The 25733-nt window shown below is 31.6% G+C and carries 24 protein-coding genes and 1 riboswitch; of the genes, 19 read left to right on the top strand and 5 right to left on the bottom strand.

Annotated features, from left to right (window positions below):
• Window positions 1–116 precede the first annotated feature (116 nt).
• The 4 genes from KPL55_RS11570 to KPL55_RS11585 all read right to left on the bottom strand — a co-directional run bounded on the left by KPL55_RS11570 (window position 117) and on the right by KPL55_RS11585 (window position 1902).
• Window positions 117–698 (bottom strand): manganese catalase family protein, encoded by a 582-nt coding sequence (locus KPL55_RS11570; RefSeq protein WP_216306873.1) that lies wholly within the window; start codon window positions 696–698, stop codon window positions 117–119.
• A 3-nt stretch (window positions 699–701) separates the two neighbouring features.
• A complete protein-coding gene (locus KPL55_RS11575) occupies window positions 702–980 on the bottom strand; it encodes a spore coat protein CotJB (RefSeq protein WP_246599418.1) in 279 nt (92 codons plus the stop codon).
• A complete protein-coding gene (locus tag KPL55_RS11580; protein ID WP_246599420.1) occupies window positions 970–1227 on the bottom strand; it encodes a spore coat associated protein CotJA in 258 nt (85 codons plus the stop codon). The genes KPL55_RS11575 and KPL55_RS11580 overlap by 11 nt, the downstream gene beginning before the upstream one ends.
• 195 nt (window positions 1228–1422) lie before the next feature.
• A complete protein-coding gene (locus tag KPL55_RS11585) occupies window positions 1423–1902 on the bottom strand; it encodes a hypothetical protein (RefSeq protein WP_216306874.1) in 480 nt (159 codons plus the stop codon).
• Between the two features lie 367 nt (window positions 1903–2269).
• Between KPL55_RS11585 and glpK the strand changes: the two genes are divergently transcribed.
• The 7 genes from glpK to KPL55_RS11620 all read left to right on the top strand — a co-directional run bounded on the left by glpK (window position 2270) and on the right by KPL55_RS11620 (window position 9443).
• Window positions 2270–3760 (top strand): glycerol kinase GlpK, encoded by a 1491-nt coding sequence (gene glpK, locus KPL55_RS11590; RefSeq protein WP_216306875.1) that lies wholly within the window; start codon window positions 2270–2272, stop codon window positions 3758–3760.
• 69 nt (window positions 3761–3829) lie between these two features.
• Window positions 3830–3940, top strand: a riboswitch (TPP riboswitch).
• Window positions 3941–4085: 145 nt separating this feature from the next.
• On the top strand, window positions 4086–4595 hold the full coding sequence (gene thiW, locus KPL55_RS11595) for an energy coupling factor transporter S component ThiW (RefSeq protein WP_216306876.1): 510 nt from the start codon (window positions 4086–4088) through the stop codon (window positions 4593–4595).
• Between the two features lie 13 nt (window positions 4596–4608).
• Entirely contained in the window at window positions 4609–5433 is an 825-nt protein-coding gene (gene thiD / locus KPL55_RS11600; protein WP_216306877.1) for a bifunctional hydroxymethylpyrimidine kinase/phosphomethylpyrimidine kinase, read from the top strand.
• Window positions 5426–6643: a putative hydroxymethylpyrimidine transporter CytX gene (gene cytX / locus KPL55_RS11605; protein ID WP_216306878.1), complete on the top strand. Its 1218-nt coding sequence runs from the start codon at window positions 5426–5428 to the stop codon at window positions 6641–6643. Before thiD ends, cytX begins: the two co-directional genes overlap by 8 nt.
• Window positions 6619–7455 (top strand): hydroxyethylthiazole kinase, encoded by an 837-nt coding sequence (thiM, locus tag KPL55_RS11610; RefSeq protein WP_216306879.1) that lies wholly within the window; start codon window positions 6619–6621, stop codon window positions 7453–7455. Before cytX ends, thiM begins: the two co-directional genes overlap by 25 nt.
• On the top strand, window positions 7445–8071 hold the full coding sequence (gene thiE, locus KPL55_RS11615) for a thiamine phosphate synthase (protein ID WP_216306880.1): 627 nt from the start codon (window positions 7445–7447) through the stop codon (window positions 8069–8071). Before thiM ends, thiE begins: the two co-directional genes overlap by 11 nt.
• Window positions 8072–8225: 154 nt before the next feature.
• Window positions 8226–9443 (top strand): 6-phosphofructokinase, encoded by a 1218-nt coding sequence (locus KPL55_RS11620; protein WP_216306881.1) that lies wholly within the window; start codon window positions 8226–8228, stop codon window positions 9441–9443.
• Between the two features lie 134 nt (window positions 9444–9577).
• Here KPL55_RS11620 and KPL55_RS11625 read toward each other — a convergent pair whose 3' ends face one another.
• The gene (locus KPL55_RS11625) at window positions 9578–10792 is read right to left on the bottom strand and encodes an alanyl-tRNA editing protein (RefSeq protein WP_216306882.1); all 1215 of its coding nucleotides are present in this window, start codon (window positions 10790–10792) and stop codon (window positions 9578–9580) included.
• Between the two features lie 191 nt (window positions 10793–10983).
• Between KPL55_RS11625 and KPL55_RS11630 the strand changes: the two genes are divergently transcribed.
• The 12 genes from KPL55_RS11630 (at window position 10984) to KPL55_RS11685 (ending at window position 25732) form a co-directional block, all read left to right on the top strand.
• Window positions 10984–12201 (top strand): NAD(P)/FAD-dependent oxidoreductase, encoded by a 1218-nt coding sequence (locus KPL55_RS11630; protein WP_216306883.1) that lies wholly within the window; start codon window positions 10984–10986, stop codon window positions 12199–12201.
• Between the two features lie 166 nt (window positions 12202–12367).
• Entirely contained in the window at window positions 12368–14290 is a 1923-nt protein-coding gene (locus KPL55_RS11635) for a PrkA family serine protein kinase (RefSeq protein WP_216306884.1), read from the top strand.
• Window positions 14291–14294: 4 nt separating this feature from the next.
• A complete protein-coding gene (gene yhbH / locus KPL55_RS11640) occupies window positions 14295–15467 on the top strand; it encodes a sporulation protein YhbH (RefSeq protein WP_216306885.1) in 1173 nt (390 codons plus the stop codon).
• A gap of 7 nt (window positions 15468–15474) precedes the next feature.
• Window positions 15475–16842: a SpoVR family protein gene (locus KPL55_RS11645; RefSeq protein ID WP_216306886.1), complete on the top strand. Its 1368-nt coding sequence runs from the start codon at window positions 15475–15477 to the stop codon at window positions 16840–16842.
• Between the two features lie 154 nt (window positions 16843–16996).
• Window positions 16997–17404 (top strand): bis(5'-nucleosyl)-tetraphosphatase, encoded by a 408-nt coding sequence (locus KPL55_RS11650; RefSeq protein WP_216306887.1) that lies wholly within the window; start codon window positions 16997–16999, stop codon window positions 17402–17404.
• Window positions 17405–17486: 82 nt separating this feature from the next.
• Complete coding sequence (locus KPL55_RS11655) at window positions 17487–19172, top strand: hypothetical protein (protein ID WP_216306889.1); 1686 nt, start codon at window positions 17487–17489, stop codon at window positions 19170–19172.
• Between the two features lie 61 nt (window positions 19173–19233).
• Window positions 19234–20244, top strand: coding sequence for a CPBP family intramembrane glutamic endopeptidase (locus KPL55_RS11660; protein WP_216306890.1), 1011 nt, complete (start codon window positions 19234–19236; stop codon window positions 20242–20244).
• Window positions 20245–20309: 65 nt separating this feature from the next.
• Complete coding sequence (locus KPL55_RS11665) at window positions 20310–20909, top strand: rhomboid family intramembrane serine protease (RefSeq protein ID WP_216306891.1); 600 nt, start codon at window positions 20310–20312, stop codon at window positions 20907–20909.
• Between the two features lie 25 nt (window positions 20910–20934).
• Window positions 20935–21951 (top strand): SDR family oxidoreductase, encoded by a 1017-nt coding sequence (locus tag KPL55_RS11670; protein WP_216306892.1) that lies wholly within the window; start codon window positions 20935–20937, stop codon window positions 21949–21951.
• A gap of 169 nt (window positions 21952–22120) precedes the next feature.
• A complete protein-coding gene (gene uxaC / locus KPL55_RS11675; protein WP_216306893.1) occupies window positions 22121–23527 on the top strand; it encodes a glucuronate isomerase in 1407 nt (468 codons plus the stop codon).
• 46 nt (window positions 23528–23573) lie between these two features.
• Window positions 23574–24581 carry a LacI family DNA-binding transcriptional regulator gene (locus tag KPL55_RS11680; protein WP_216306894.1) on the top strand — a complete coding sequence of 336 codons (1008 nt, stop codon included), beginning with the start codon at window positions 23574–23576 and terminating at the stop codon, window positions 24579–24581.
• A gap of 131 nt (window positions 24582–24712) precedes the next feature.
• Window positions 24713–25732 carry a TRAP transporter substrate-binding protein gene (locus KPL55_RS11685; protein WP_376770441.1) on the top strand — a complete coding sequence of 340 codons (1020 nt, stop codon included), beginning with the start codon at window positions 24713–24715 and terminating at the stop codon, window positions 25730–25732.
• The last annotated feature ends 1 nt before the right edge of the window (window position 25733 follow it).

Consider the following 25733-nt stretch of genomic DNA (forward strand, 5'->3'; position numbering starts at 1 on the left):
AGTTAATTGTAAATATATTATAAGGCACATCAGCCAACTCTATTGGAGGTGACTGGTGTGCCTAATTAAAATAGGCTAACTAAAAACAATAATTTAAATTAGAAGGTAGAGTCTCATTATTTCATTGTAAACAGGCGAGGCTCCTGTAAGTAATCTTGAACAATTCTAAGTGATTCACCAAATCTTTGATAATGAACAATTTCTCTTTCACGGAGAAACTTTAAGGGATCTAATACATCAGGATCATCAGCTAGATTTATTAGGTATTCATAAGTTGCTCTTGCTTTCTGTTCTGCGGCTAAATTCTCAGTAAGATCTACAATTGGATCACCTTTAGATTGAATATAAGCAGCAGTAAATGGAGAGCCTGAAGCACTTATTGGGAATACTCCTCTACCATGATCTACATAATAGTCAGCCATACCTCCTTTTTCGATTTCTTCAAGAGAGGCACCTTTCATTAGTTGCCTAACCATTGCTCCAACCATTTCTAAATGAGCTAGTTCCTCAGTGCCAATATCGTTTAATGTTGCTATAGCTTGTGGAGTAATCATGGAAAATCTTTGAGTTAAATACCTTAATGAAGCAGCTAATTCACCATCTGGTCCTCCGTATTGAGTAATAATAATTTTTGCCATTTTAGGATTTGGAGTTTTAATCTTTACTGGAAACTGTAAAAACTTATCGTATGTCCACATATATTATTTGCCCTCCTTTTCAAACTTGAAATTAGCATCATATTCCCAAGGCCATGGATTATTTATCCACTGCCATGGATAAGGGCTTAGGGAATTCATCTCAGATAACATTCCATAATTCATTTCGTAGTTTTCTCTTAAACCTCTTGTTTCCATTACATAAAAATTATACTTTGCGAGAGCTTCTTTATCCATTGGGTGGGTATTAAGAAACAAATGCAAATCCTGTTTCATAAATTCAGTCGCAACTATTTGTTTTAAGAGTTCCATTCTATTCTTCATAAGTTCTCTCCTTTTTATTTAATTTAACAGGACAATACATTTTGTCTTCTCCGTCATAGGGACTATAAAGCTCTGGAAAGGCAGTTCCTCTTTTTAGTGCTTCTAGAGGTGTAAAAAGAGTGCAAAGTTTTTGGTAAGGAACATAGGCAGCAGCTAATCTAATATTTTTAATTACAGTTTCTTGTGGAATGCAATTTTCTGTTGGCGAACACTTGTTATCGTTTTTTCTGATTTCATATTGATCCAATTTAATCCTCCATATAATATTGTTGAGTACGTAATATTATATTCTAAAGTTCTAAATAGTGATTATATTTAATTTATATATTTATATGTAAATAAAATAGATAAAAATAAGGAAAGCCATATATTATGGCTTTCCTTTAATATTATTATATTTATAATGGATTTTATAAATATTTAACTAATTATATAAAATATATTAGTTGCTAGTTCCTTTATTTGCTACTGATTGAGCATTTAATTTTTTTGTCTCTTCTATTGATGAATCACTTGTGCTACTAGACATGTTAGACATATCTGCATTTGAAACACCACTTTGACCTTTATTTGCTACTGATTGAGCATTCAATTTTTTTGTCTCTTCTATACTAGCATCACTAGTGCTGCTAGACATTCCATAGTTTGAAGCACCACTATTTCCTTGATTTGAAGCTGATTGACTATTTAACTGTTTTGTTTCCTGTGTTGTAGCACCACTGGACATATTGGACATAGAAGATGCACTATTACTAGAAACACCACTAGTACCTTTGTTTGCTGCTGATTCATTATTTAATTTTATTGTTTCTTGTAAATCAGCACCATTAGTACTGTTAGTCATAGCAGAACTTGAAGAGTTAGAACCTCCGTTTGAAGCTGATTTTTGGTTTGCTTTTGTTTCTTGTGAATTGTTATTCATAATATATAATCTCCTTTCAATTATAAAAATTTACACTTATCAACCTGTGTAATTATAGTTTACCCATTTTTATATTAAATATAGTTGTAAGTATTGGAAACTTTTTTGATATATAGTGATTTAGTTGAAATGTTAATTTAGAAATAAAGCCAAAGTGTAAAGTATATTACTTCCATTGCAAATAACTTAATAATAAGTTATAATAATATTAATGATATATAAGAAATGGCAGAGAATAGGAGCCGTGTTATTATAAAGTATTATGCTTTATAATGATGTGGTTTTTTTATATGTCAAATTGTAAACGATTTTTGTGTAAAGTTGTAAATTATCTATTAAAATTAATTATAAAAGGAGTTTTGCTAAAATGGCTAAATATATAATGGCACTTGACCAAGGGACTACAAGTTCAAGGTGTATCCTATTCAATGAGAAGGGACTAATTGTAACATCTGCTCAAAAGGAATTTACTCAGATTTTCCCCAAAGCAGCATGGGTAGAACATGACCCAATGGAAATATGGTCAAGTCAAATTAGTGTTGCAACAGAGGCAATGGCTAAAGTTAATGCAAAAGCTAGCGATATAGCTGCGATAGGTATTACAAATCAGAGAGAAACAACTGTAGTTTGGGATAAAAGGACAGGAGTTCCAGTATATAATGCGATTGTATGGCAATGTAGAAGAACAGCAGAATATTGTGATGAATTATTGGAAAAAGGTTTTGATAAAGTTGTTAGATCTAAAACAGGATTAATATTAGATGCTTATTTTTCAGGAACAAAAGTAAAATGGATATTAGATAATGTAGAAGGCGCTAGAGCGGAAGCAGAAGCTGGAAATTTATTGTTTGGTAACATTGATACATGGCTAATTTGGAATTTAACAAAAGGCAAAACATATGTTACAGATTATTCTAATGCCTCAAGAACAATGTTATTTAATATTCATGAATTAAAATGGGACGACGAAATTTTAGAAACGTTGAACATACCAAAATCAATGCTTCCAGAAGTTAAACCTTCAAGTTGTGTATACGGTAACACTGATAGTTCGTTATTTGGAGGAGAAATACCAATTGCTGGTGCTGCAGGAGACCAACAAGCAGCATTGTTTGGACAAACTTGTTATGAACCGGGAACCGCTAAAAATACATATGGTACAGGCTGTTTCATGCTTATGAATACTGGGGATAAAGCAATAGAATCCACTCAAGGATTACTTACAACAATTGCCTGGGGAATAGATGGTAAAGTACAATATGCACTGGAAGGCAGTGTATTCATTGCAGGGGCCGCAATTCAGTGGTTAAGGGATGAACTTCGAATGATTGATAATGCTGCTGATTGCGAGGAATATGCTAATGCTGTAGAGGATACAAATGGAGTTTATGTAGTACCAGCTTTTGTTGGACTCGGGGCGCCATATTGGGATCCTTATGCAAGAGGAACAATTGTAGGACTTACAAGAGGGTCAAAAAAAGAACATTTAATTAGAGCAACCCTTGAAGCACTTGCATACCAAACACATGATGTTTTAAAAGCGATGCAAGAAGATTCAGGAATTACACTTACTGAACTTAAAGTAGATGGTGGAGCGTGTCTTAATAATTTCTTAATGCAGTTCCAATCTGATATTCTAAACGTTCAAGTAGATAGACCAGTTGTTACTGAAACTACAGCTCTAGGTGCGGCTTACCTTGCTGGGCTTGCAGTAGGATATTGGAAGAGTAAAGAGGAAGTATCAAAGCATTGGGCAATTTCAAGAAGTTTCAAACCTTCTATGACAGAGGAACACAGGAAAGAATTACTTCATGGATGGCATATAGCTGTTAAGAGATCAGGAATAAGACTTGAGTAATATAATTAAAAATTAATTGTGTCTAGTAAGTGGATATGGTATTATAATATACGAGTTAAAAAAGAGAATAAGAGAACACAGGGGAGTTGGATATGCCAACTGAGAGCAAGAATTTTAATTCTTTGACCCTATGACCTGAACTGGATAATGCCAGCGTAGGAAGTTGTTTATTGGTGTATAATATATAAACTTTTATATAGCGCGATAATTTAAACACAAATCCTATGGATTTGTGTTTTTTTCGTTGCATAATTTAGACAATCCTTTTCTAGCAGTAAGGTTCAGTATTTATTCTTTATAATTATATTAAAAAGGGGAGTAAATAATGAGAACTAAAAAAATAACGATATCATCACTCTTGATAGCTATAGGAGTTATAGCAGGTAATATTATTTTTATACCAGTAGGAGTTTCAAAATGTTTTCCAGTGCAGCATACAATTAACGTTATTGTAGCAGTGATTTTAGGCCCTGGTTATGGGGTTGCTATAGCATTTTGTATATCACTCTTAAGAAATATATTAGGTACCGGTTCTCTTTTAGCATTCCCAGGAAGCATGATTGGAGTATTGATAGCTGGAGTTATATATAAGAAAACTAAAAATAATGTACTCACAGTATTAGGAGAAATATTTGGAACGGGAATATTGGGTGGACTATTAGCTTTTCCCATAGCTAATTTTATAATGGGTAAGAAAGTGGGAGCATTGTTTTTTATGACCCCGTTTTTGATAAGTACCATTGGAGGAAGTCTAATAGCATATTTTATTCTTAGAGTAATTGATATAAAGAAATATACTAACTTAAATGAGGAAACTAAAACAGATAAAATGTAGGAGGAAGGTACATATGAAAAAAGTTTTAACGATAGCAGGTTCTGATAGTTGTGGAGGAGCGGGGGTACAAGCAGATTTGAAAAGTCTTAGTGCTAATGGTGTATATGCGATGAGTGTTATTACAGCGATAACAGCCCAGAATACTATGGGAGTTTTTGATGTGCTAGACCTAGGAGAAGATATTATTAAGGCACAAATTGACGCTATTTTTACAGATATAAATGTAGATGCAGTTAAAATAGGTATGGTATCGCAAATTACAACTATTAATGCTATAAGTGAGAAATTAGAGTTATACAAGCCTAAAAATATTGTACTCGATCCTGTAATGATTTCAAAAAGTGGATATTCATTATTAAAGCCAGAGTCAAAATCTGCTCTAATTAAAAAATTAATTCCACTAGCATCACTTATCACACCTAATGTACCAGAGGCTGAAGAGATTTTGCAAGAAATAAATTCCGATATTAAAAAAATTGAAACAGTAGAAGATATGGAAAAGGCAGCAAAAGAAATGTATAAGCTTGGATGTAAAAGTGTTCTTTTAAAAGGAGGACATATGGTCGGTGATGCAGTAGATGTATTTTATGATGGAAAAGAAATTTTGCATTTTACGTCTAGCAGGATTAATACAAAAAATACTCATGGAACTGGTTGTACTTTGTCTTCTGCCATAGCTGCAAATTTAGCGCTTGGCCACGACATGAAGGAATCAATAAAAAATTCGAAAGAATATATCACAACAGCTATAAAACATTCTTTAGATATCGGTCATGGAGTGGGGCCGACTAATCACTTTTATGAATTATATAAAAAGGCAGGTATGAAAAATGATTAATGATAAAGAAAAACTAGGATTTTGGACCTTTGTGTTTTTATGGTTCGGAGCAGCGGTTTCTGCTGCTGAAATACTTACAGGAGGATTTATTGCACCCTTAGGTTTTAAAACGGGGGTAATAGTAATTTTGCTTGGACACTTAATTGGAACCGGGATATTAGTCATGGGAGGTATCATAGGTACTAGGGAAAAAGTGCCATCAATGACTTCAACAAATATTTCTTTTGGAGTATATAGTACTTATTTATTTTCAATTTTAAACATACTTCAACTAATTGGTTGGACGGCAATAATGATAAAAGTAGCAGCTAGTTCTGTAAATTCAATATCTCAAAGTTTATGGAATTTCAATAATGAGTTAGTATTTATAGTGTTTATTGGATTGCTTACAATTTTGTGGTTATGTTTTGGAAATAAGGGCATGAAAAAATTAAATATTACAGCAGTATCTTTACTTTTTATATTAACACTGGTCCTTGGAACAATTATTTTTAAAGATAAAACATTACTTACAAAGGGGAGTACAGGTGCAATATCTTTTGGAGGAGCACTAGAACTTAGTATAATTATGCCTCTTTCTTGGCTACCTTTAATTGCAGACTATACTAGATTTGCTAAAAGTGAAAAAACTGGAGCCTACGGTAGTTTTATAGGTTATTTTTTAGGAAGTTCATGGATGTTTATTATAGGACTAGGAGCTGTTATAGTATCAAACAATTCAGATATATCAGCTATTATGCTTGCTGCAAATTTAGGAATTACAGCTCTTGGGATAGTAGTTCTATCTACAATAACAACTACATTTTTAGATGTGTATTCAGCAGGGGTTTCTTTCCTTAATATTATCCCTAAAATTAGTGAGAAAAAAATTGGTATTATTATGGCCATTATTGGAACTCTTGCGGCTATAATATTCCCTATGGCAAACTATGAAGGTTTTTTATATGCAATAGGTTCAGTATTTGCACCACTATTTGCAATATTAATTACCGATTATTTTATAATAAAGAAAAATATAAAAGTTAACTCCAATGTACTTATAAATTGGGGAGCAATAATAGTTTGGATTATAGGAATAGTGCTTTATTATGTATTTGTTAAAAAGGATTTGATATTTGGAGCTACAGTTCCAGTAATGGTTATTACAGGATTTATATATACAATAAGTTGGAGGAGGACGTCAAAATGGAAATTAATAAAAAAATCGTAGAATTACTAAAGAATGTAAAAGAGAAAAACCCATTGGTACATCATATAACAAATTATGTTACAGTCAATGATTGTGCTAATATTACACTAGCTATTGGTGCATCACCAGTTATGGCAGATGATATTAATGAAGTAAGCGATATGGTATCACTCTCATCATCACTTGTTATAAATATAGGTACTTTAAATAGTAGAAGTGTAGAATCTATGATAATGGCAGGAAAAAGGGCAAATGAATTAAATATTCCAGTTATATTAGATCCTGTTGGAGTAGGCGCAACAAACTATAGGACAGTAACTGCTAAAAGAATTATAAGTGAAGTAAAACTCGCAGTTATTCGAGGAAACTTATCTGAAGTAAAAGTACTTTATGGCACCCAAACTAAAACAAAAGGCGTAGATTCAATTGAAATAGATTCGGAAAATGTTGATGAGTTTGCACAAGAGAAAGAAATGGCAAGTGCTCTTGCAATTAGATTAAATACAGTAGTAGCTATAACGGGTGCTAGAGACGTTATATCAGACGGAAAGACTATTTATAGTGTTGCTAATGGTCACAAGATAATGTCTAAGGTTACAGGGACAGGATGTATGTGTACCTCGCTCATTGGATCGTACCTTGGAGCAGGAGATAACAATTTAATAGCTGCGGTTGCAGGAATTGTATCAATGGGCATTGCAGGAGAGGTAGCATACTCTGGATTAGATAAAAATATTGACGGTACAGGAACATTAAAAGTAAAAATACTAGATATTATTTATAATTTATCCGAGAATTTAATAATGAAGAGGAGCAAAATAAATGAAGAATAATCTGAATTACACTCTTTACCTTGTTACAGATAGAGAAGTATTATTAGATACAGATATATATTCTGCAGTAGAGCAGGCAATAAAAGGCGGAGTTACATTAGTTCAGCTTAGGGAAAAATGTATAGGCACTTTAGAATTTTACAATATTGCAGTGGAAATGAAAAAAATTACCGATAAATATAAAATTCCTCTTATAATTAACGATAGAATTGATATTGCACTAGCTATAGATGCTGCGGGGGTTCATCTAGGTCAAAGTGATATGTCTGCAGATATAGCAAGAATCATAATAGGAAATAATAAGATAATAGGAGTTTCTACTTCTTCACTTATTGAAGCTATAAAGGCAGAAAAACAAGGTGCAGACTATGTGGGTGTTGGGGCTATGTTCCCTACAACTACCAAAAATGATGCAGATGCAGTATCTGTGTTATGTTTAAAGGAAATAAAAGAAGGTATTTCTATTCCTGTAGTTGCTATTGGTGGAATAAATCAAAACAACGTAGATTTACTTAAGATAGCCAATATTGATGGTATAGCTGTGGTATCAGATATACTCGGCAAAAAATGTATTAAAGAAGCAGCTGAAGAATTGTTGTCAAACATAAAAATATAAATATTAGTATACAAAAGCCCAATAGGATTAATAATCTTATTGGGCTTTTATAATTATTTATATTTGATAAAATATGGAGTTATATTCTAAAATATGGTAAGATATATATAGTAAACATAGTAAACTAAGTTTATAACAATGAGGGGTGTGGATTATGACAATTGAAGGAAAAGTTTTAATTGCTCAAGGTGGAGGACCAACTGCCGTTATTAATCAATCATTAGTGGGTGCTGTACTAGAAGCAAGAAAATTTACGCAAGTAACAAAGGTATATGGTGCAATAAATGGAGTACATGGAATTATTAATGAAAATTTTTATGATTTAAGCCGTGAAACAACCCATAATTTAGAACAGGTTGCTATGACTCCGTCATCCGCGCTTTTATCTACTAGGGACAAGCCTGATGAGAAATATTGTAGAGAAATATTTACCGTACTTAAAGGCCATGATATAAGATATTTCTTTTATGTTGGTGGAAATGATTCAGCAGATACAGTTAGAATAGTAAATCAGCAAGCTAAAATAGCAAATTACGATCTTAGAGCGATTCATATACCAAAAACAATAGATAATGACTTAATGATTAATGATCATACACCGGGATATGGATCGGCAGCTAAATATATAACAAATGCATTTATTGGAGTTAATCTAGATAATAGAGCACTACCAGGTGTATATATCGGTGTAGTCATGGGACGTCATGCTGGATTTTTAGCAGCATCAGCAGCACTAGCAAAAAAATACGAAGATGATGGCCCACATTTAATATATTTACCAGAAAAAGTATTTAAAATTGATAAATTTTTAATCGACGTCAAAAACGTTTATGAAAAATATGGAAGATGTGTAATAGCCGTTTCAGAGGGTATTGCAGATGAAAATGGAGTACCAATTATTGCTAGCCTAATGGAGAAAATAGAAAAAGATGCTCATGGAAACATTCAACTCTCAGGAACTGGTGCATTAGGTGATCTCCTATGCAAGTACATTAGAAACAAATTGAACATTAGTAGAGTTAGATCGGATACATTTGGATATCCTCAAAGGAGTTTCATGGGATGTTACTCAGATGTAGATATGAATGAAGCTCGTGAAGTAGGAGAAAAAGCTGCACAATTTGCGTTGTGGGATAATGTTGATGGTTCAATTACTATTCATAGAACAGGGCATTATTCAGTAGACTATAGACTTACATCAATTGAGCAAGTAGCGGGCAAGACAAAGGTAATGCCTGATGATTTCATTAACAAAGAATGTAATAATGTAACTGATGCATTCTTAAGTTATGCTAGACCGCTATTAGGTTCAGATATGCATTATGCACATAGACTTAGAGCAATTAGAGTTCCTAAAATTTTAAATAAATAACTAGTTGAGTAAATAACAAACTTAGGCGTTTTTAGATAAAAAGCATTCATTGCTATCTATTTAAAAACGCCTAATATTTATGTCTATTAATTGTTACTTATAAATAGAGTTACTTGTAAATAAAGTTTTATCATTTAATTTGATATGGGAGATATACTTTCCTTAATTTTACTGTAAGCATAATCAAGGGATGAATCTAAATTATTATTATTTTTTCCTCCACCTTGTGCAGAAAAATTGGAGCCACCACCTTTTCCATCGATTAGTGTTATGGCATCCCTTAGAAGGTCACCCATACTAATGATATTTAAATCCTTTGAACACATAAACAAAAGGTTAGCTTTATCATTTGATGTTACTCCAAATAAAATTATAACTTTAGAGTTTGATACAAGTTTTGTGGCTAGTGTATTAATATATTTTAAATCACCATTATCATATATACATTTAAGTATCTTTACATCTTGTATCTTTTGAGCTGATACTAACATGTTTTGAACCTCATATTCCGCAACTTGTGCCTTTAGGGCCCTTTTTTGCGTTAGTGCCTTATTAAGTTCTCCAGAGAGACGTTCTACTTCAGATAAAACATTAGAATTATTACAAGATAAAAGTTTAGACATTTTGCCTATGTCTTCATGTTTTGAAATATAATCAGAAACTGCTCTTTGTCCACATAAAAATTCAATTCTTAAACCTGTTTTATATTTTTCTAATTTTATAACCTTAATTAACTGTACCTCAATAGTTGAATTAGGGTGCACACCACCGCAAGGGCTAATATCGATATCACCAATTTTAACTATTCTAACTTGTTCACCAGCTTTTAAAGGAATTTTTTTCAGAGATAATTTTTTTAGCTCCGACTTCGTTGGGTATATAACTTCTACATTAATATTATTTGATACTATTTCGTTAGCGCTTTTTTGCGCTGTATTAATATCATCACTACTAATTACCTTATCAAGGTCAATAGTTGTAGAATTTAAACCAAGATGAAAACCAATTGTATTTGCATTAAATAAGTTAAGTATAACAGCAGAAAGTATGTGCTGACCTAGATGTTGTTTCATATAGTCGTATCTTTTATCGAAGTCGATGCTGCATTTAACCCTGTGAATTTTCAGTGGTTTAATTTCAACCACATGATATATTATGCCTTCTTCTTCATATACAAATGATACGAAGGCATCATTTATGTACCCAGTATCACTTGGTTGACCGCCACCTTCAGGGTAAAAACAGGTTTTGTCTAGTTCAATGTGATATTTATTTTTTTTTTCGATTACATTTATTATCTCAGCTGTAAATGACGTTTGATATTGATTTTCATAATACAATTTTTCCAAGGTTTACATCTCCTATACTTATAATAGTATGTATAATATTTTAATCTATATTGTTCTATGTTTTAGTCTACATTGTATCATATAAATATTATAATACGAAAAATAAAAATCATTATATGTATACAGATTTGCTAACTAAGAAACACTAACATTAAAAATATATAATATAATAATTAATTAGGTGGGATAAAATGGAATTGCAATATGTTCAAGGTAAACCTCTGTTTACAAATATAAATAAAGTACCTAAGCAGTATAGTTATTTAACAAATAATATAGAAACAGATGTAATAATAGTTGGAGGAGGAGTTACAGGAAGTATTTTAGGATACTATTTTTCTAAACATAACATTAAATGTGTAATTTTAGAAAAACATAGGATAGGTTATTGTAGCACAGGGCTTACTACATCATTACTTCAGTATGAACTAGATGATAAACTAAGTGATTTAATGGAAACTACAACTAAGCAAGATGTGATAAGGTCCTATGAACTTGGACAAAAGGCCTTGAGGGAAATAGATGGTATAATAAATGAGTATGGAAACAAATGCGATTATATGAAAAAGGACACATTATTATATACTTCGAAAAAATTAGAGAGAAATGAAATATACGAAGAGTATAAGGTTAGGAAAGAAAATGGATTTGATGTAGATTTTATTGATGAGTCTAATAATCCCTTTAGCTTTGATTTAAAAGCTGGTGTTTACAGTAATAATGGTGGAGCACAATTTGATCCTTATAAGTACACTCACCAATTGCTAGATATTTGCTTGAAAAGGGGAGTTAGAGTGTATGAAAATACGAAGGTAGTGAAAGTCGACTACGAGAGTAGTGGAGTAGTTGTAGAAACATCTTATGGTTACAAGGTACGCGCCGCAAAAATTATTGTGGCTACGGGGTATAACACAGAATTATTTACTAAAAGAAATTTTGGTACTAAAACTACCACTTATAACATAGCTACAAAACCTATTTCTGATTTTTCAGGGTGGCACAATAGAGTGCTAATTAGGGATAATTATCTAGCATATAATTATTATAGAACAACGTTAGATAATAGAATAATAATAGGTGGTGAAGATATAAGGTTTGTGCCAGATATATTTAATGAAAAAATGGCAGAGGAAAAATACAATATATTAGAGCAAAGATTAAAATCCATGTTTAAAGATATTAAGGATATAGAAGTAGAATATAAATATTGTGGAGCTTTTGCATCAACTAAGGATAACTTGGGCTTTATAGGAGAAGATCCTGATAATAATAAATTATGGTATTGTCTTGGTTATGGAGCGAATGGGATACTATTTTCAATGTTAGGTGGAATGATGCTCAGTGATTTATATTTAGGTAAAAGAAATGATGATTTAAAATTATTTAAAGTTGATAGATTCGATAATTAAAATAAGCAAGTTCTTGCGTATCTTAAGCAAGCTCATAATTACTATGGGCTTGTTTTTTTATTGTTTAATTATATTGTAAATAATTTTTTTAGTTTTAATCATGTTCACTATACCTCCTTGCATATAAATTAATAGTATCAAAAAACACTACCTTAGGAGGTATCAAATGGATCTTAAAGATATAATACAAAATGATAGAGAAGCTAAAATCAAAAGTAAATTTGAAGGAACCTTTTTAGAATATTTGGATATAATTAAGGAAAACCCTGATAAGGCGAAGCTATCGCATAAAAGGATGTATGACACAATAATTAAGGGTGGTTTTAAAATTTTAAAACCAGAAGAAAATCCACGAATAAGAAAAATATATGGTAATGATATTATAAAAAGATTTGATTTTTTTAAAGATGATTTTTTTGGAATTGATAAAGTACTTATGAAACTTGTAAGTTACTTTTACTCCGCATCTATGAGGGGAGAGGAATCAAGACAAGTATTGTATTTAGCAGGACCTGTCGGGGCTGGAAAGTCGTCACTGGTGGAAGCTTTAAAAAATGCTTTTGAAAATACGGAACCTGTATATATTTTAAAAGGATGCCCTATGAATGAAGAACCATTACATTTAGTGCCAAAACATCTACGAGGCGATTTTGAGAAAATACTTAATGTGAAAATTGAAGGTGATCTTTGTCCAGCATGTAAATATAAATTACTTAATGAATATAATGGAGAATATGAAAAATTTCCTGTTACTACTACTTCATTTTCAATAAGATCAAGAAAAGGTATAGGCGTTGTTCCACCTGTAGATCCTAACAATCAAGATACATCGATTTTAACGGGGTCAGTTGATATATCTAAAATGGATATGTACTCGGAGGATGACCCAAGGGTGTTTTCTCTTAATGGAGCATTTAATGTTGGCAATAGAGGACTAGTGGAATTTATTGAAGTATTCAAAAATGACGTTGAATACCTTCACACAATAATAACTGCAACTCAAGAAAAATCAATACCATCACCAGGCAAAGGTTCTATGATTTATTTTGATGGAATAATTATTGCTCATTCTAATGAAGCAGAATGGAATAGATTTAAGTCAGATCATACAAATGAAGCTATTTTAGATAGAATAGTAAAGGTAGAGGTTCCTTATTGCCTCGAGCTAAATGAGGAGATTAAGATTTACGATAAGATACTTAAAAAGAGTAACTTTAAGCCACATATAGCACCACATACTATTGAAACTGCAGCAATGTTCGCATTGCTCTCAAGGTTTACACCATCAAATAAGGTCGATCCTATAACGAAACTTAAGATATATAATGGTGAGGAAATAGTAGAGAAGGGAACTACTAAGAAAATGGATATTAGTGAACTAAGGGAAGAAGCAGGTCCGGATGAAGGGATGCACGGAATTTCCACAAGATTTATAGTAAAGGCAATTGATAATGCTATCTCAAACTCAGAATCAGATTGTATAAATCCTTTAAGTATTATGGAGAGTATTATTAAATCCGTTAGGGAAATGGACATTGCGGAAGACGAGAAAAAGAAGTATATGGGATTTGTTCAGGATAGTATAAGGAAGGAATATAACAAAATATTGGAGAAAGAAGTAACCAAGGCCTTTATACACAGCTATAAGGAACAAGCCGAAAGTTTATTTGATAATTATATAGATAATGCAGAAGCATTTGTTAATAAAGCAAAATTAAAGGATAAAGCTACAGGAGAGGAACTTCAAGCAGATGAGTCATTTATGCGGTCAATAGAAGAACAGATTGGGATCTCTGAAAGCTCTTCAAAGGGGTTTAGAAGTGATGTGACTTCATATATGTTTTATGTGGTTAGAAATGGTGGGAAAATAAAATATGAGTCTTATGAGCCTTTAAAGGAAGCAATTGAAAAGAAATTAACAAGTTCAGTAAAAGAACTATCGAGAATTATAACTAGATCTAGAGTACGGGATAAGGATCAAGATGAAAAATATAATGTGATGGTTGAGCAAATGAAGGAAAATGGTTATTGTGATCATTGTTGTGACGTAATACTTAAATACGCAGCTAACAATTTATGGAAGGACTAATCCTATGACAATATTTAGAGACTATAATATAACTCCCATAGAACATGATAGGGCTTCCGAGGATAGAAGGAGACATCGTCAGCTTGTTGAAAAATCTATCAAAGAAAATTTGGGAGATATATTGTCAGAAGAAAGTATTATAGGGCAAAGCACAGATAAAAAAATTAAGATTCCAATAAAAGGTCTAAAGGAATATGAATTCATTTTTGGTAAAAATAAGGGCGGTGTCGCAAGTGGCGACGGTAGTGAAAAAAGAGATCAAGTTATAGGGAAAGAAAAAGCTGAAGGTGATGGTAAAGGAGGAACTAAAGCGGGGGACAAAGAAGGGGAAGATATCTATGAAATTGAGATAACTCTCGAAGATGCATTAAATTATCTCCTAGAAGATTTAGAACTTCCTAAAATGGATAAAATGAAGTTTTCAGAAATTTTAACGGAAAATGGTATTAAAAGAGCAGGTTATCAGAAACATGGTATCAATCCACGACTTGCTAAAAAAAGAACAGTAGCCGAGAAAATCAAAAGGCAACAAGCAAAAAATAAAGCTCTATTAGAGGAACCCACGGGAGAGGTAATTGAAAAATTGCCATTCAAAAATGAAGATTTAAGGTATCATAGAGTAAAAAAAGTTCTCAAAAGGGAATCAAACGCAGTTATTTTATGTGTAATGGATGTATCGGGATCAATGGATACCACAAAGAAATATTTAGCACGTTCATTCTTCTTTGTACTATCTCAATTTATTAAGTCCAAATATTCAAACGTAGAGGTTGCTTTTATTGCACATACCACTGTTGCTAAGGAAGTAAACGAAGTTGACTTTTTTCATAAAGTTGAATCAGGCGGTACGTATATATCTAGTGGATTAAATAAAGCTTTAGAAATAATTGAAAAAAGATATAATCCTGATAATTGGAACGTGTATGTATTTTACGTAAGTGATGGAGACAATTGGCAAGAAGATAATATGAAATCAATAAAGGCTGCAAAAGATATTTGTAAGGTAAGCAATTTATTTGGGTATGCAGAGCTTATGAATAGTTACTATTCTGCTTCTATGAAAGATGTTTTTGATAAGGGATTAGATAATGACAATTTTCTTTCAGTAGAAATAAAGCAGAAACAAGATTTGTGGAAAGGTCTTAAATACATGCTAAAAAAAGATCAAGAGAGGTGATATTGTTTTGGAGTATACCCTAAAGGACTTAGAATATTGGAATCAAAAAATTGAGGTTATAGTAAATGAGATAGGACTTGATTACTATCCTCAAGAATTTGAAATTATTGGATATAAAGACATGCTGGCCTACGAATCTTATGTGGGGATGCCGTCAAGTTACCCACACTGGAGTTTTGGTAAATCTTATGAAAAAAATAGTACATTATATAAATACAATTTATCGGGGTTACCTTATGAGATGGTTATAAACTCTGATCCTTGTTTAGCATATCTAATGAAGGAAAATACAAATTTATTACAGATATTAACTATGGCCCATGTGTATGGGCATAATGATTTTTTCAAGAATAATAGACTCTTTAAGGAAGGAACAAGGGCTGCAAATACTGTTGGGATGTTCAAATTTCATGGAGATACTGTAAGAAGCTTTATAAATGATCCAAGTATAGGCTACGAAAAGGTAGAAAGAATACTAGATGCAGCCCATGCCATAAAGTATCAAACATCTAGGGTAGTTGGAGAAAAGAGAATACCAGAGGAAGTTCTAAAGCAAAGAATTTTAGAGGATTATAAAAATAATAATGAAATTCATAGCAATTTGGATGTTTATACAAAATTAGAATTTCCAGAAATAAACAAGATACCACTAGAACCTGAGGATGATTTACTGTATTTTATAATTAAACATGGTGATATAGAGGAATGGGAAAAAAGTTTATTAGAAATTGTACGACAAGAAACATCGTATTTTATACCTCAAATTGAAACGAAAATAATGAATGAAGGCTGGGCTAGCTTTTGGCATTATAATATATTAAAGAAACTTGATTTACCTGATGAACTATATTTAGAATTTATTAAACGTCATAATGATGTTATAACGCCTGGTCAAGGCACCATAAACCCATATTTTGTAGGATTTAAAATTTTTGAAGATATTTTAAAAAGATATGGAATGGATAAAATGTTTGAAGTTCGAGCAATTGAACGAGATGAATCGTTTTTAAGGAAATATTTAACAAGGGAACTATGTGAAGATCTTAATTTATTTGAATATGCAGCTAAGAATGGGAATTATGTGGTTAAAGAAGTTGCAGATGATAATGGGTTTATAAGTATTAGAAACACATTAGCTAGTACCTGTGGTGTGGGATCCATACCGCTTATTAGGGTAATAGAAATGTCCCAAAAGGACAAAACTTTAAATCTAGAGCATGTTTTTGATGGAAGAGAATTAAATATTTCATATGCAGAAGCCACATTAAAATATATATATGAATTATGGGGCCATACTGTAAATTTAAAAACAACTCAAATTGGAAATGAGATTAGACTTGTATGTAATGATAATAAGATAATTGTAAAAATGTAATTCAAAATTATAATCAAAGAAACATTGTACACCGTACTAAATTGGTACGGTGTTTTTTGAACTCTAGATTATAACTTTTAGTACATTTATAACTCATTTAATGATATGGTATATTAAAGGTTAAGGTTAGTTTAAAATTAGGGGGGCAACTATTATGAATTTTGAAAAATCCTGTGGGGTAGTAGTTTATAGAAAAATAGGTGTAAATTTAGAGTTTCTGTGCATCAGTAATAGAAGTGATGGACATTGGGGGTTTCCAAAGGGTCATGTTGAAGAAAATGAAAGTGAAGAAGAAACAGCAATAAGAGAGGTTAGTGAGGAGACAGGACTACGGGTTGATTTAATATTTGGATTTAGAGAGTCTGTTGAGTATTTAGTAAAAGAGAACACAAAAAAGGATGTTGTATTTTTTTTAGCACGCAGTAATGGGCAGGCCGTTCAAATTCAATTAGATGAGGTAAGTGATTATAAGTGGGCAGATTTTCAGAGCTCAAAACAACTTCTGGATTATGAAAGTAGTAGGTTAGTGCTAGACAAAGCCTATGAATTTATTACATTATAATCAATAAATATTAGAAAAATATGGACTATTGTTATATAATTAAAACATATAAAAATAAAGAGATATAAATTGGGGGATAATTATGTATTATATTATAATGAGTTTACTTTTTCTAAAGCCGAGCATAAAGAAAGAACATGTGAATGAGCAAATTGCAAGGGCAATTACAGGGCTTATATTTGGTTGGTTTTTATTTTACTTAGCTAACGTTGATAGAAGTATTTATTTTATTATGGCAGCACTATGGGTGCCAGCTATTTTTCAGATGGTTTTTTCATTAGGATCAAAAGATATACACAAAGGTAAATTTATTTGGGGAATGTGTATACTTTTATTTTTGAGTATTGGTTATAATTTGTATCCATATATAACTGCAGGATCTAGCAATCTTGCATCATCTGTTCCAGTAAAGGAAAGCACAGAGGGTGTTTCAAAAGCAGATGCAAATCACATAATAATTATATCACCAGAAACTGCCTATTATGAAATGCAAAAAATGATTGGAACCCTACCAAATCCAAGTATTTATAGTATTGGACAATTAGGAGTTACACAAACAAAAAATGGGGCATGTTATGTTGCACCTATAGAGGTAGATGGGATTTTTAGAGCACTTACTAATAGTGAAATTCCAGGTGCAATTTATGTAAGCGCAGAAAAACCTGAAGAAGCAAAAGTAATTAGTGTAACATCAAAAATAGCAGAATCACTCCTGTTAAAAAAAGATTTACAAAGGTATATGAGAAGTCAAAAACCGTCATCGATTCTTTTTGAGGCTAATGTAGAACTTGATGATTCTAATAATCCTTATTATGTAGGAAGTTATGGTCATTATAAATTAGGAAGAAAATTCCCAGTAATTGAAGGGGTATTGATTTATTCTTTTAAAGATGCCAAGGTTGTAGATTATGATGTAGCTAAAGCTCCAGAGTGGGTAGATGAGGTATATCCATCAGATGTTGCTGAGTTATACAATAAATATTTTGGCGCGTATGGAAAGGGTCTTTTAAACAAAATTATAGCTAAAAAAGGAGTTCATGTACCTACAACGTGGGAAGGACAGACGCAAGTTGAAGGACTTAACGTTAATTCTAAAGAAGTTACAGGGGTTATAGACACAGATGGTAGAATGAAGTGGTTTACTGACCATACTAATACATCCGAAACTTCTACTACTATGACAGGATATTCAATGACTGATATGCGTAGTGGTGAAATGATTTATTATAAAACTCCAGGATATATAAATGGGAAAGGCGCTATGAATGCTGTGGATAAAGCACTTGGGGCAGATAAAGCTAACTGGACTCCGGTTCAACCGCTATTTTATAATATTTTTGGATCAGAAGCTTGGGTAGTTCCTGTAGTTAATAAAAATGATGGAGCTATAGTTAAAATAGCGATTGTAGCTGCTAAGAATAGTTACGCTGTTGTTGAAGAATCTAAAGAGGCAGCCATAGAAAGCTTCAAAAATGCTATATCATATGGAAAAATAAGTGATTCTACAGACAAAAATGCTAACAGCATAAAGGCCGAGGAGAAGAGCATAACGGGTAAAGTTTTAAGAATAAATCATGTAACAGAGAGTGGGAATACTGTTTTTTATGTGAAACTAGTAGGGAATAATACAATATTCATGGTAACTAAAGCTGCTGGAATTGATATAGTCTTAACAAATGAAAATGATGAAGTGGAGATTAAGTACCTTGATATTAAAGACAATAATATTGTTTCAACTATAGGTTTTAAAAATAATAATCTTAAATAAAAATAATAGTCTAAAATAAGAAGTATGGATTATTGAAATTATATATTTTAAGGAGAAAACTATGAAAAGTAAAAAAATACTATTAGCTAATACATTATTATTACTCGCTCTATTAATATTTATTCTAGTTCCTAGTATAGTGAATAGCTTATTTAGCCTGGGTGGGGATATAAAGGGTGATCTTTCACTACTGATTTCAGGGGGAACTACTGTTATAACATTTGGTGGAATTGCTTTATTATATTGCATAATAACTAAAAGAGAATTCAGTAAAGTAATGGTAATTAAGAAAATATCTTTAAAACAAGTTTTTTTGATTATGCTGGTGTCATTTGGAACATATATTTTTGCAGTTGGCGTTAATTCTGTAAGTATGAAGTTATTCCCAGTTGCAATAAAAGATGGCATGGAGATATCTAGATTACTAAGCAGTAGCACAACATTATTAGGTTTAATAGTAGTAGTTTTAGTTCCAGCATTTTTTGAAGAAGTATTTTTTCGGGGAGTTTTATTAGATGCTTATGAAGGGATAAATATTAAAATTAAATATTTTATACTAATCTTAATATTTGCAACATTCCATGGCAATGTGATGCAAATTATATATGTAATGTTTTTGGGGTTTGTTTTATTAAAAGTACGTGAATATACAGGTTCATTAGTAGGGAGCATGACACTTCATGCATTAAATAATGGTATATCATTTACTCTTAGTAAAGTCGCAATGAGTATTAGTACGCCTGGGATAAAAGATGGACTAATAGACCCAAAGCAAATCGAGGCTACTGCAGAGGCTATGAATTCAAGTTTTTTAGTAGTAATACTTAGATCATCAATATTCTTTATTATTGGAGGGTATATATTATATATAAACCTAAGAAAATTGAGGGATTATAAAGAGAGTAAAGTAGATATTAGATTAAGTGAAGAAGATGTAGAATTAATTGGGAAAGGATACACAAGCATATACTCAGAAATTAAGGCTAAGGATAAGAATATGGATAAGAAAAAATATATTCCGCTAGTTATATATTTTGTATCTATTACTGTATTAGTAATACTAAGGTATTAAATAGTTTATAAATAGGCAAGTATAATTTAGTACGGATAAATTGTAGGCTTTTATGGAGGAAAAATATGAAATTAAAGAAAATACAATTAAAGAAAATACAATATAATTCACCGGTGATATTAACCTTTACTTTTTTAGCTCTTGGTAGTTATTTGCTAAGTTTCTTAACAAATGGAATTACCACGAAAATTCTTTTTTCAAATTATAGAACATCATTTTTGGACCCAATGCAATATGTAAGGCTTTTTTCTTATATACTAGGTCATGCTAATTGGGCTCATTTTTCTGGTAACTTTATAATAATATTAATAACAGGACCAATGCTAGAAGAAAAATATGGGTCAAAGGTTTTAGTACAGTTAATACTTGTAACAGCTTTTGTTACAGGTATAATACATACGATTTTTTCTAGTGCAACACTACTAGGCGCAAGTGGGATTGTTTATATGTTTATTATTTTAAGTTCATTTACAAATGCACAAAAGGGTAGAATTCCACTTACATTAATAATTGTTTTTTTTGTGTTTATAGGTAGAGAAATTTTTGGTGGAGCTTTTGCCCAAGATAACATTTCTCAACTTGCTCATATTATTGGTGGGCTTTGTGGAGCATTATTTGCCTTTAAAATCAAATATAAAGAAAATAGCTATAAGGATGTTGTATAATTTAGTTACAGAATGGAGGATTTTAATGAAGGCTTTATTTATAGGTGGAACAGGAACAATTAGTAATGAAGTATCTAAACTAACATCTAAAAATGGTTGGGAATTATATATACTAAACAGGGGAAATAAATCTAGCAAAGTCCCAGAAGGAGTTAAAGTTTTAATTGCTGATATTAATAATGAGGTAGAGGTAGCAAGGCTAATTAAAGGAATAGAGTTTGACGTTATAGCAGACTTTATTGCTTTTGAACCATCTCAAATTCAAAGAGATATAAGACTTTTTAGTAAAAAGACAAAACAATTCATTTTTATTAGCTCAGCTTCAGCTTATCAAAAGCCATTAGCTTTTTATAAAATTACAGAGAGTACTCCACTATCAAATCCATATTGGAAATATGCTAGGGATAAAATAGCGTGCGAGGAACTTTTAATGTCAGAGTATAGAAACAATAGTTTTCCTATAACAATAATTAGGCCGAGTCATACATATGGTGAGTCCAATGTACCAGTAGCTGTTCAGGGAGAAAAGGGCTTCTTTCAGGTGATAGACCGTATAAGGAAAGGGAAACCTGTTATAGTTCCTGGTGATGGGAATTCATTATGGACTATAACACATAATACAGATTTTGCGAAAGCATTTGTAGGAATTATGGGTAATCAAGCATCTATAGGGGAGGCTATTCACATAACTTCAGATGAATCTATAACATGGAATAAAATATATGATCTCATTGGTGATGCACTTAATGTAAAAGTTATCAAATATCATGTATCTACAGATTTCTTGGTGAAAGTTCAAAAGGATATAGAAGGCGGATTAATTGGAGACAAGGCTAATACTGTAGTTTTTGATAATAGTAAAATAAAAAGACTAGTTCCAGAATACGTCGCTACAACAAGATTTGATCAAGGCGTTAAAAAATCGATTAAATATATACTAGCCCATCCACAGTTGCAAATTGAGGATGAGGAGTTTGACAAGTTTTGTGATAATGTAATTAAATCACAAGAGGAAGCCGTGGAATTTTTTAAAAATATTTAAATATATCAATTTGGAGGGGAATATAATTAAGTCAATAAAGTTTATTTCCCTTTTCTATAGAATGACATAAAATTCACTATTGCATTATAAAAAGCTTTAGCTTATAATTGAAATATAAGTTAATGTTAACGTGAACATTAACAAAATTTATTAAGGGAAAGGTGATCTTATGAAAAAATTTATGGATGAAAATTTTTTACTATCTAACGATACAGCAATAACCTTGTATAATGATTTTGCTAAAGACATGCCTATTATTGATTACCACTGTCATCTAAATCCAAATGAAATATTTGAAAATAAACAATTCAACAATATAACTGAGGCTTGGTTATATGGAGATCACTATAAATGGAGAGCTATGAGAAGTAATGGTATTGATGAAAAATACATTACAGGTGATGCTAGCGATTATGAAAAATTTATGGCATGGGCAAAAACATTGCCAATGGCTATAGGTAATCCTCTATATCACTGGACACACTTGGAACTTCAAAGATATTTTGGAGTATATGAGGTTCTTAACGAAAAAACTGCACCTGCTATATGGGAAAAAGTTAATAAACAATTAACCGGTGGAGGTTTTAGAGCAAGAGATTTAATAGTGAAATCTAATGTTAAAGCTTTATGTACTACAGATGATCCAATTGATTCTCTTGAATATCATATAAAACTTAAAGAAGATACTGAATTTACTGTAAAGGTTTTGCCTACATGGAGACCAGATAAAGGGCTTTTAATAAATAAAGATACATTTATTCCATGGACTAAAAAACTTGCAGAAGCATCTAAAATGACTATTAAAACTTACGATGAATTTCTAAAAGCGCTAGAATCAAGACTAAGATTTTTTAATGAAGTTGGATGTAGAGTATCAGATCATGGTTTAGATAGCTTAACATATAAGGAAGCTTCAAAAGAAGAAGTATCTGCTGTATTTACAAAGGTATTAAATGGTGGTGTTGCAACTAAGGACGAAGAAAGTATATACAGGACTGCTACATTACATTTCTTAGGCAAATTATATGCAGAACTAGGATGGACAATGCAGCTTCATCTTGCAGCGTTAAGAAGTAATAATACAAGAATGATCAATAAATTAGGACCAGATACTGGATTTGATTCTATTAATGATGAGCAAATGGCGTCTGCTTTATCAAGATTTTTAGACTCATTAGATATCAACAATTCTCTTCCTAAAACTATTTTATATACTTTAAATCCAAAAGATAATTATGTTCTTGGTACTATGCTTGGTAACTTCCAAGGCTCTGAAATACCAGGAAAAGTGCAACTTGGTTCAGCTTGGTGGTTCCTAGACAATAAGGAAGGTATGATAGAACAAATGAAAGTTCTTGCTAATACTGGATTATTAAGTCGTTTTGTAGGGATGTTAACTGATTCAAGAAGTTTCTTATCTTACACAAGGCATGAATATTTTAGAAGAATAATGTGCAACTTAATTGGAGAATGGGTTGAGAATGGCGAATTTCCAGATGACATGGAACTTCTAGGAAGTATTGTTAAAGGAATATGTTATGATAATGCAAAAGCATATTTCGGAATAGATTGCTAAGATAATTAATTATATAAGTATTTGTTAGTAATGTAGGGGTGTTAATATGCAAGTAACATTAAAAGATATAGCTAAAATAGCAAATGTTTCACATACTACAGTTTCAAGAGCACTTAATGACAGCCCTTTTATAAATGAAGTTACAAAGCTTAGGATAAAGGAAATAGCAAAAGAACTTAAGTATGTACCGAATTATAGTGCTAGGAGTTTAGTTTTAAATAAGTCCTATAATATAGGACTTATTTTTACAACAATAAGTGAGGTAACTTCCACCAGCTTTTTTTATGAAGCGGTAAGAGGGGTTAATAGTGTTATTAAGGAAAATTACAACTTAGTAGTTAGAGGAATTGATGATTATAAAGATTTCACGTTCGTCAATAGCAAAAGGTTTGACGGTATAATATTAATGAGTCAAAGTAATAGTGACAATCAGTTTATATACTATTTAATGAATAAAGGGATACCGATAGTTGTTTTGAATAGGGATATAGATGAGGATTCAGTTGTTAACATATTATCAGCAGACAAAAAAGGTGCTTATGAGGCAGTAACATACTTAATACAAAACGGGCATAAAAATATAGCTATAATAGAAGGGGCAGAGGGATTTGCTTCTAGTACAGAGAGAAAAAACGGTTATTTAAAAGCATTAATTGAAAACAAACTACAAATAAGTGGTCAGTATATGGTTGAAGGAAATTACACTATTTCAAGTGGATATAGTTCAATGAAAAAGTTATTATCTTTAAATATTAGACCAACAGCGGTATTTTGCTCAAATGATGATATGGCTGTAGGGGCGATTAAAGCTACAATAGAAGCAGGATTGAGAGTGCCATTTGATATTTCATTTATGGGGTTTGATGGTGGTCAGTTAGGAGATTATCTAACACCAGCTTTAACTACTGTTAGAAGGCCTATTAATGAGGTAAGTAGAAAAGGCGCAGAAAGTCTTTTAAATATTATAGAGAGTAAGAATAATAATATTAAAGGCGAAAAGATTTACATTGATACAGAACTTGTTGTAAGAGAATCAGTGGCAACTATAATATAGGTTGCCACTAATTATTAAAAGTATGGGAAAAGTTGTTAACGTTAACAATAATATATTATTATGGAACATTCAGATAATATTTTTGTAATTATAGTATTAATATTCTAAAGAGATACAAAGGAGGAAAAAACATGTTTAAAATTATGAAAAAAACTATGGCGTTTATATTAACTTCAACTTTAGCTTTTGGTTTAATTGGGTGTAGTAGTATTACAGGCGGAAAACGAATTATCCGTATTTCTCACTCACAATCACAAACTCATCCTGATCATTTAGGACTTTTAGCATTTGAAAAATATGTAGAATCAAGACTAGGGGATAAGTATGATGTGCAAATTTTCCCTAATGAATTATTAGGACCCTCTGTAAAGGCAATAGAACTTGTTCAAACAGGAGCAATTGATTATGCAATTGCAAGTACTGGTAATCTTGAATCTTTTGATAATATTTACCAAACATTTAGTATGCCTTATTTATTTGACAGTGTAGACAGCTATCACGCGGTAATGGAAGATGATAAATTAATGAGTGGTATTTATAAATCTACAGAGGCGGCCGGATTTGAAGCAGTTACTTGGTTCGAGGCTGGTACAAGAAACTTTTATGCAACCACTCCTATAAATACACCAGATGATTTAAAGGGTAAAAAGATAAGGGTTCAACAAAGTCCTACAAATGTACGAATGATGAAATTATTTGGCGCAGCAGCAGCACCTATGAGCTTTGGTGAAGTATATACAGCTATACAATCTGGGGTTATTAATGGCGGCGAAAATAATGAATTAGCACTTACTAACAACAAACATGGAGAAGTTGCTAAATTTTATACATACAATGAACACCAAATGGTTCCAGATTTATTAATAGGAAACGTTAAATTTTTAAATGGTTTATCACCTGAGGATAGACTGGTATTTGATCAAGCGGCGCAGGAAGCTACAAAAGTTGAGCGTTCACAATGGGATGTTCAAATAGCTAAGGCAATTACGTTGTCAAAAGAAATGGGAGTGAAATTTATACATCCTGATGTAGCTTCATTTAAAGCCAAGGTACTTCCATTACAGAAAGAATTATTAACAAATAACGTGAAATTACAACCAATATATGATAGGATTCAAGAAATAAACAAACAAACTAAGGAGAAGAAATAAT

It is taken from the genome of Clostridium lacusfryxellense (assembly GCF_018861735.1).
In the GTDB taxonomy this organism is placed as follows: domain Bacteria; phylum Bacillota; class Clostridia; order Clostridiales; family Clostridiaceae; genus Clostridium_AD; species Clostridium_AD lacusfryxellense.

Coding starts and splice junctions, on each gene's coding strand:
- KPL55_RS11570 (WP_216306873.1), bottom strand. CDS start 698: ATGTGGACATACGATAAGTTTTTACAGTTTCCAGTAAAGATTAAAACT.
- KPL55_RS11575 (WP_246599418.1), bottom strand. CDS start 980: ATGAAGAATAGAATGGAACTCTTAAAACAAATAGTTGCGACTGAATTT.
- KPL55_RS11585 (WP_216306874.1), bottom strand. CDS start 1,902: ATGAATAACAATTCACAAGAAACAAAAGCAAACCAAAAATCAGCTTCA.
- glpK (WP_216306875.1), top strand. CDS start 2,270: ATGGCTAAATATATAATGGCACTTGACCAAGGGACTACAAGTTCAAGG.
- thiW (WP_216306876.1), top strand. CDS start 4,086: ATGAGAACTAAAAAAATAACGATATCATCACTCTTGATAGCTATAGGA.
- thiD (WP_216306877.1), top strand. CDS start 4,609: ATGAAAAAAGTTTTAACGATAGCAGGTTCTGATAGTTGTGGAGGAGCG.
- cytX (WP_216306878.1), top strand. CDS start 5,426: ATGATTAATGATAAAGAAAAACTAGGATTTTGGACCTTTGTGTTTTTA.
- thiM (WP_216306879.1), top strand. CDS start 6,619: ATGGAAATTAATAAAAAAATCGTAGAATTACTAAAGAATGTAAAAGAG.
- thiE (WP_216306880.1), top strand. CDS start 7,445: ATGAAGAATAATCTGAATTACACTCTTTACCTTGTTACAGATAGAGAA.
- KPL55_RS11620 (WP_216306881.1), top strand. CDS start 8,226: ATGACAATTGAAGGAAAAGTTTTAATTGCTCAAGGTGGAGGACCAACT.
- KPL55_RS11630 (WP_216306883.1), top strand. CDS start 10,984: ATGGAATTGCAATATGTTCAAGGTAAACCTCTGTTTACAAATATAAAT.
- KPL55_RS11635 (WP_216306884.1), top strand. CDS start 12,368: ATGGATCTTAAAGATATAATACAAAATGATAGAGAAGCTAAAATCAAA.
- yhbH (WP_216306885.1), top strand. CDS start 14,295: ATGACAATATTTAGAGACTATAATATAACTCCCATAGAACATGATAGG.
- KPL55_RS11650 (WP_216306887.1), top strand. CDS start 16,997: ATGAATTTTGAAAAATCCTGTGGGGTAGTAGTTTATAGAAAAATAGGT.
- KPL55_RS11655 (WP_216306889.1), top strand. CDS start 17,487: ATGTATTATATTATAATGAGTTTACTTTTTCTAAAGCCGAGCATAAAG.
- KPL55_RS11660 (WP_216306890.1), top strand. CDS start 19,234: ATGAAAAGTAAAAAAATACTATTAGCTAATACATTATTATTACTCGCT.
- KPL55_RS11665 (WP_216306891.1), top strand. CDS start 20,310: ATGAAATTAAAGAAAATACAATTAAAGAAAATACAATATAATTCACCG.
- KPL55_RS11670 (WP_216306892.1), top strand. CDS start 20,935: ATGAAGGCTTTATTTATAGGTGGAACAGGAACAATTAGTAATGAAGTA.
- uxaC (WP_216306893.1), top strand. CDS start 22,121: ATGAAAAAATTTATGGATGAAAATTTTTTACTATCTAACGATACAGCA.
- KPL55_RS11680 (WP_216306894.1), top strand. CDS start 23,574: ATGCAAGTAACATTAAAAGATATAGCTAAAATAGCAAATGTTTCACAT.
- KPL55_RS11685 (WP_376770441.1), top strand. CDS start 24,713: ATGTTTAAAATTATGAAAAAAACTATGGCGTTTATATTAACTTCAACT.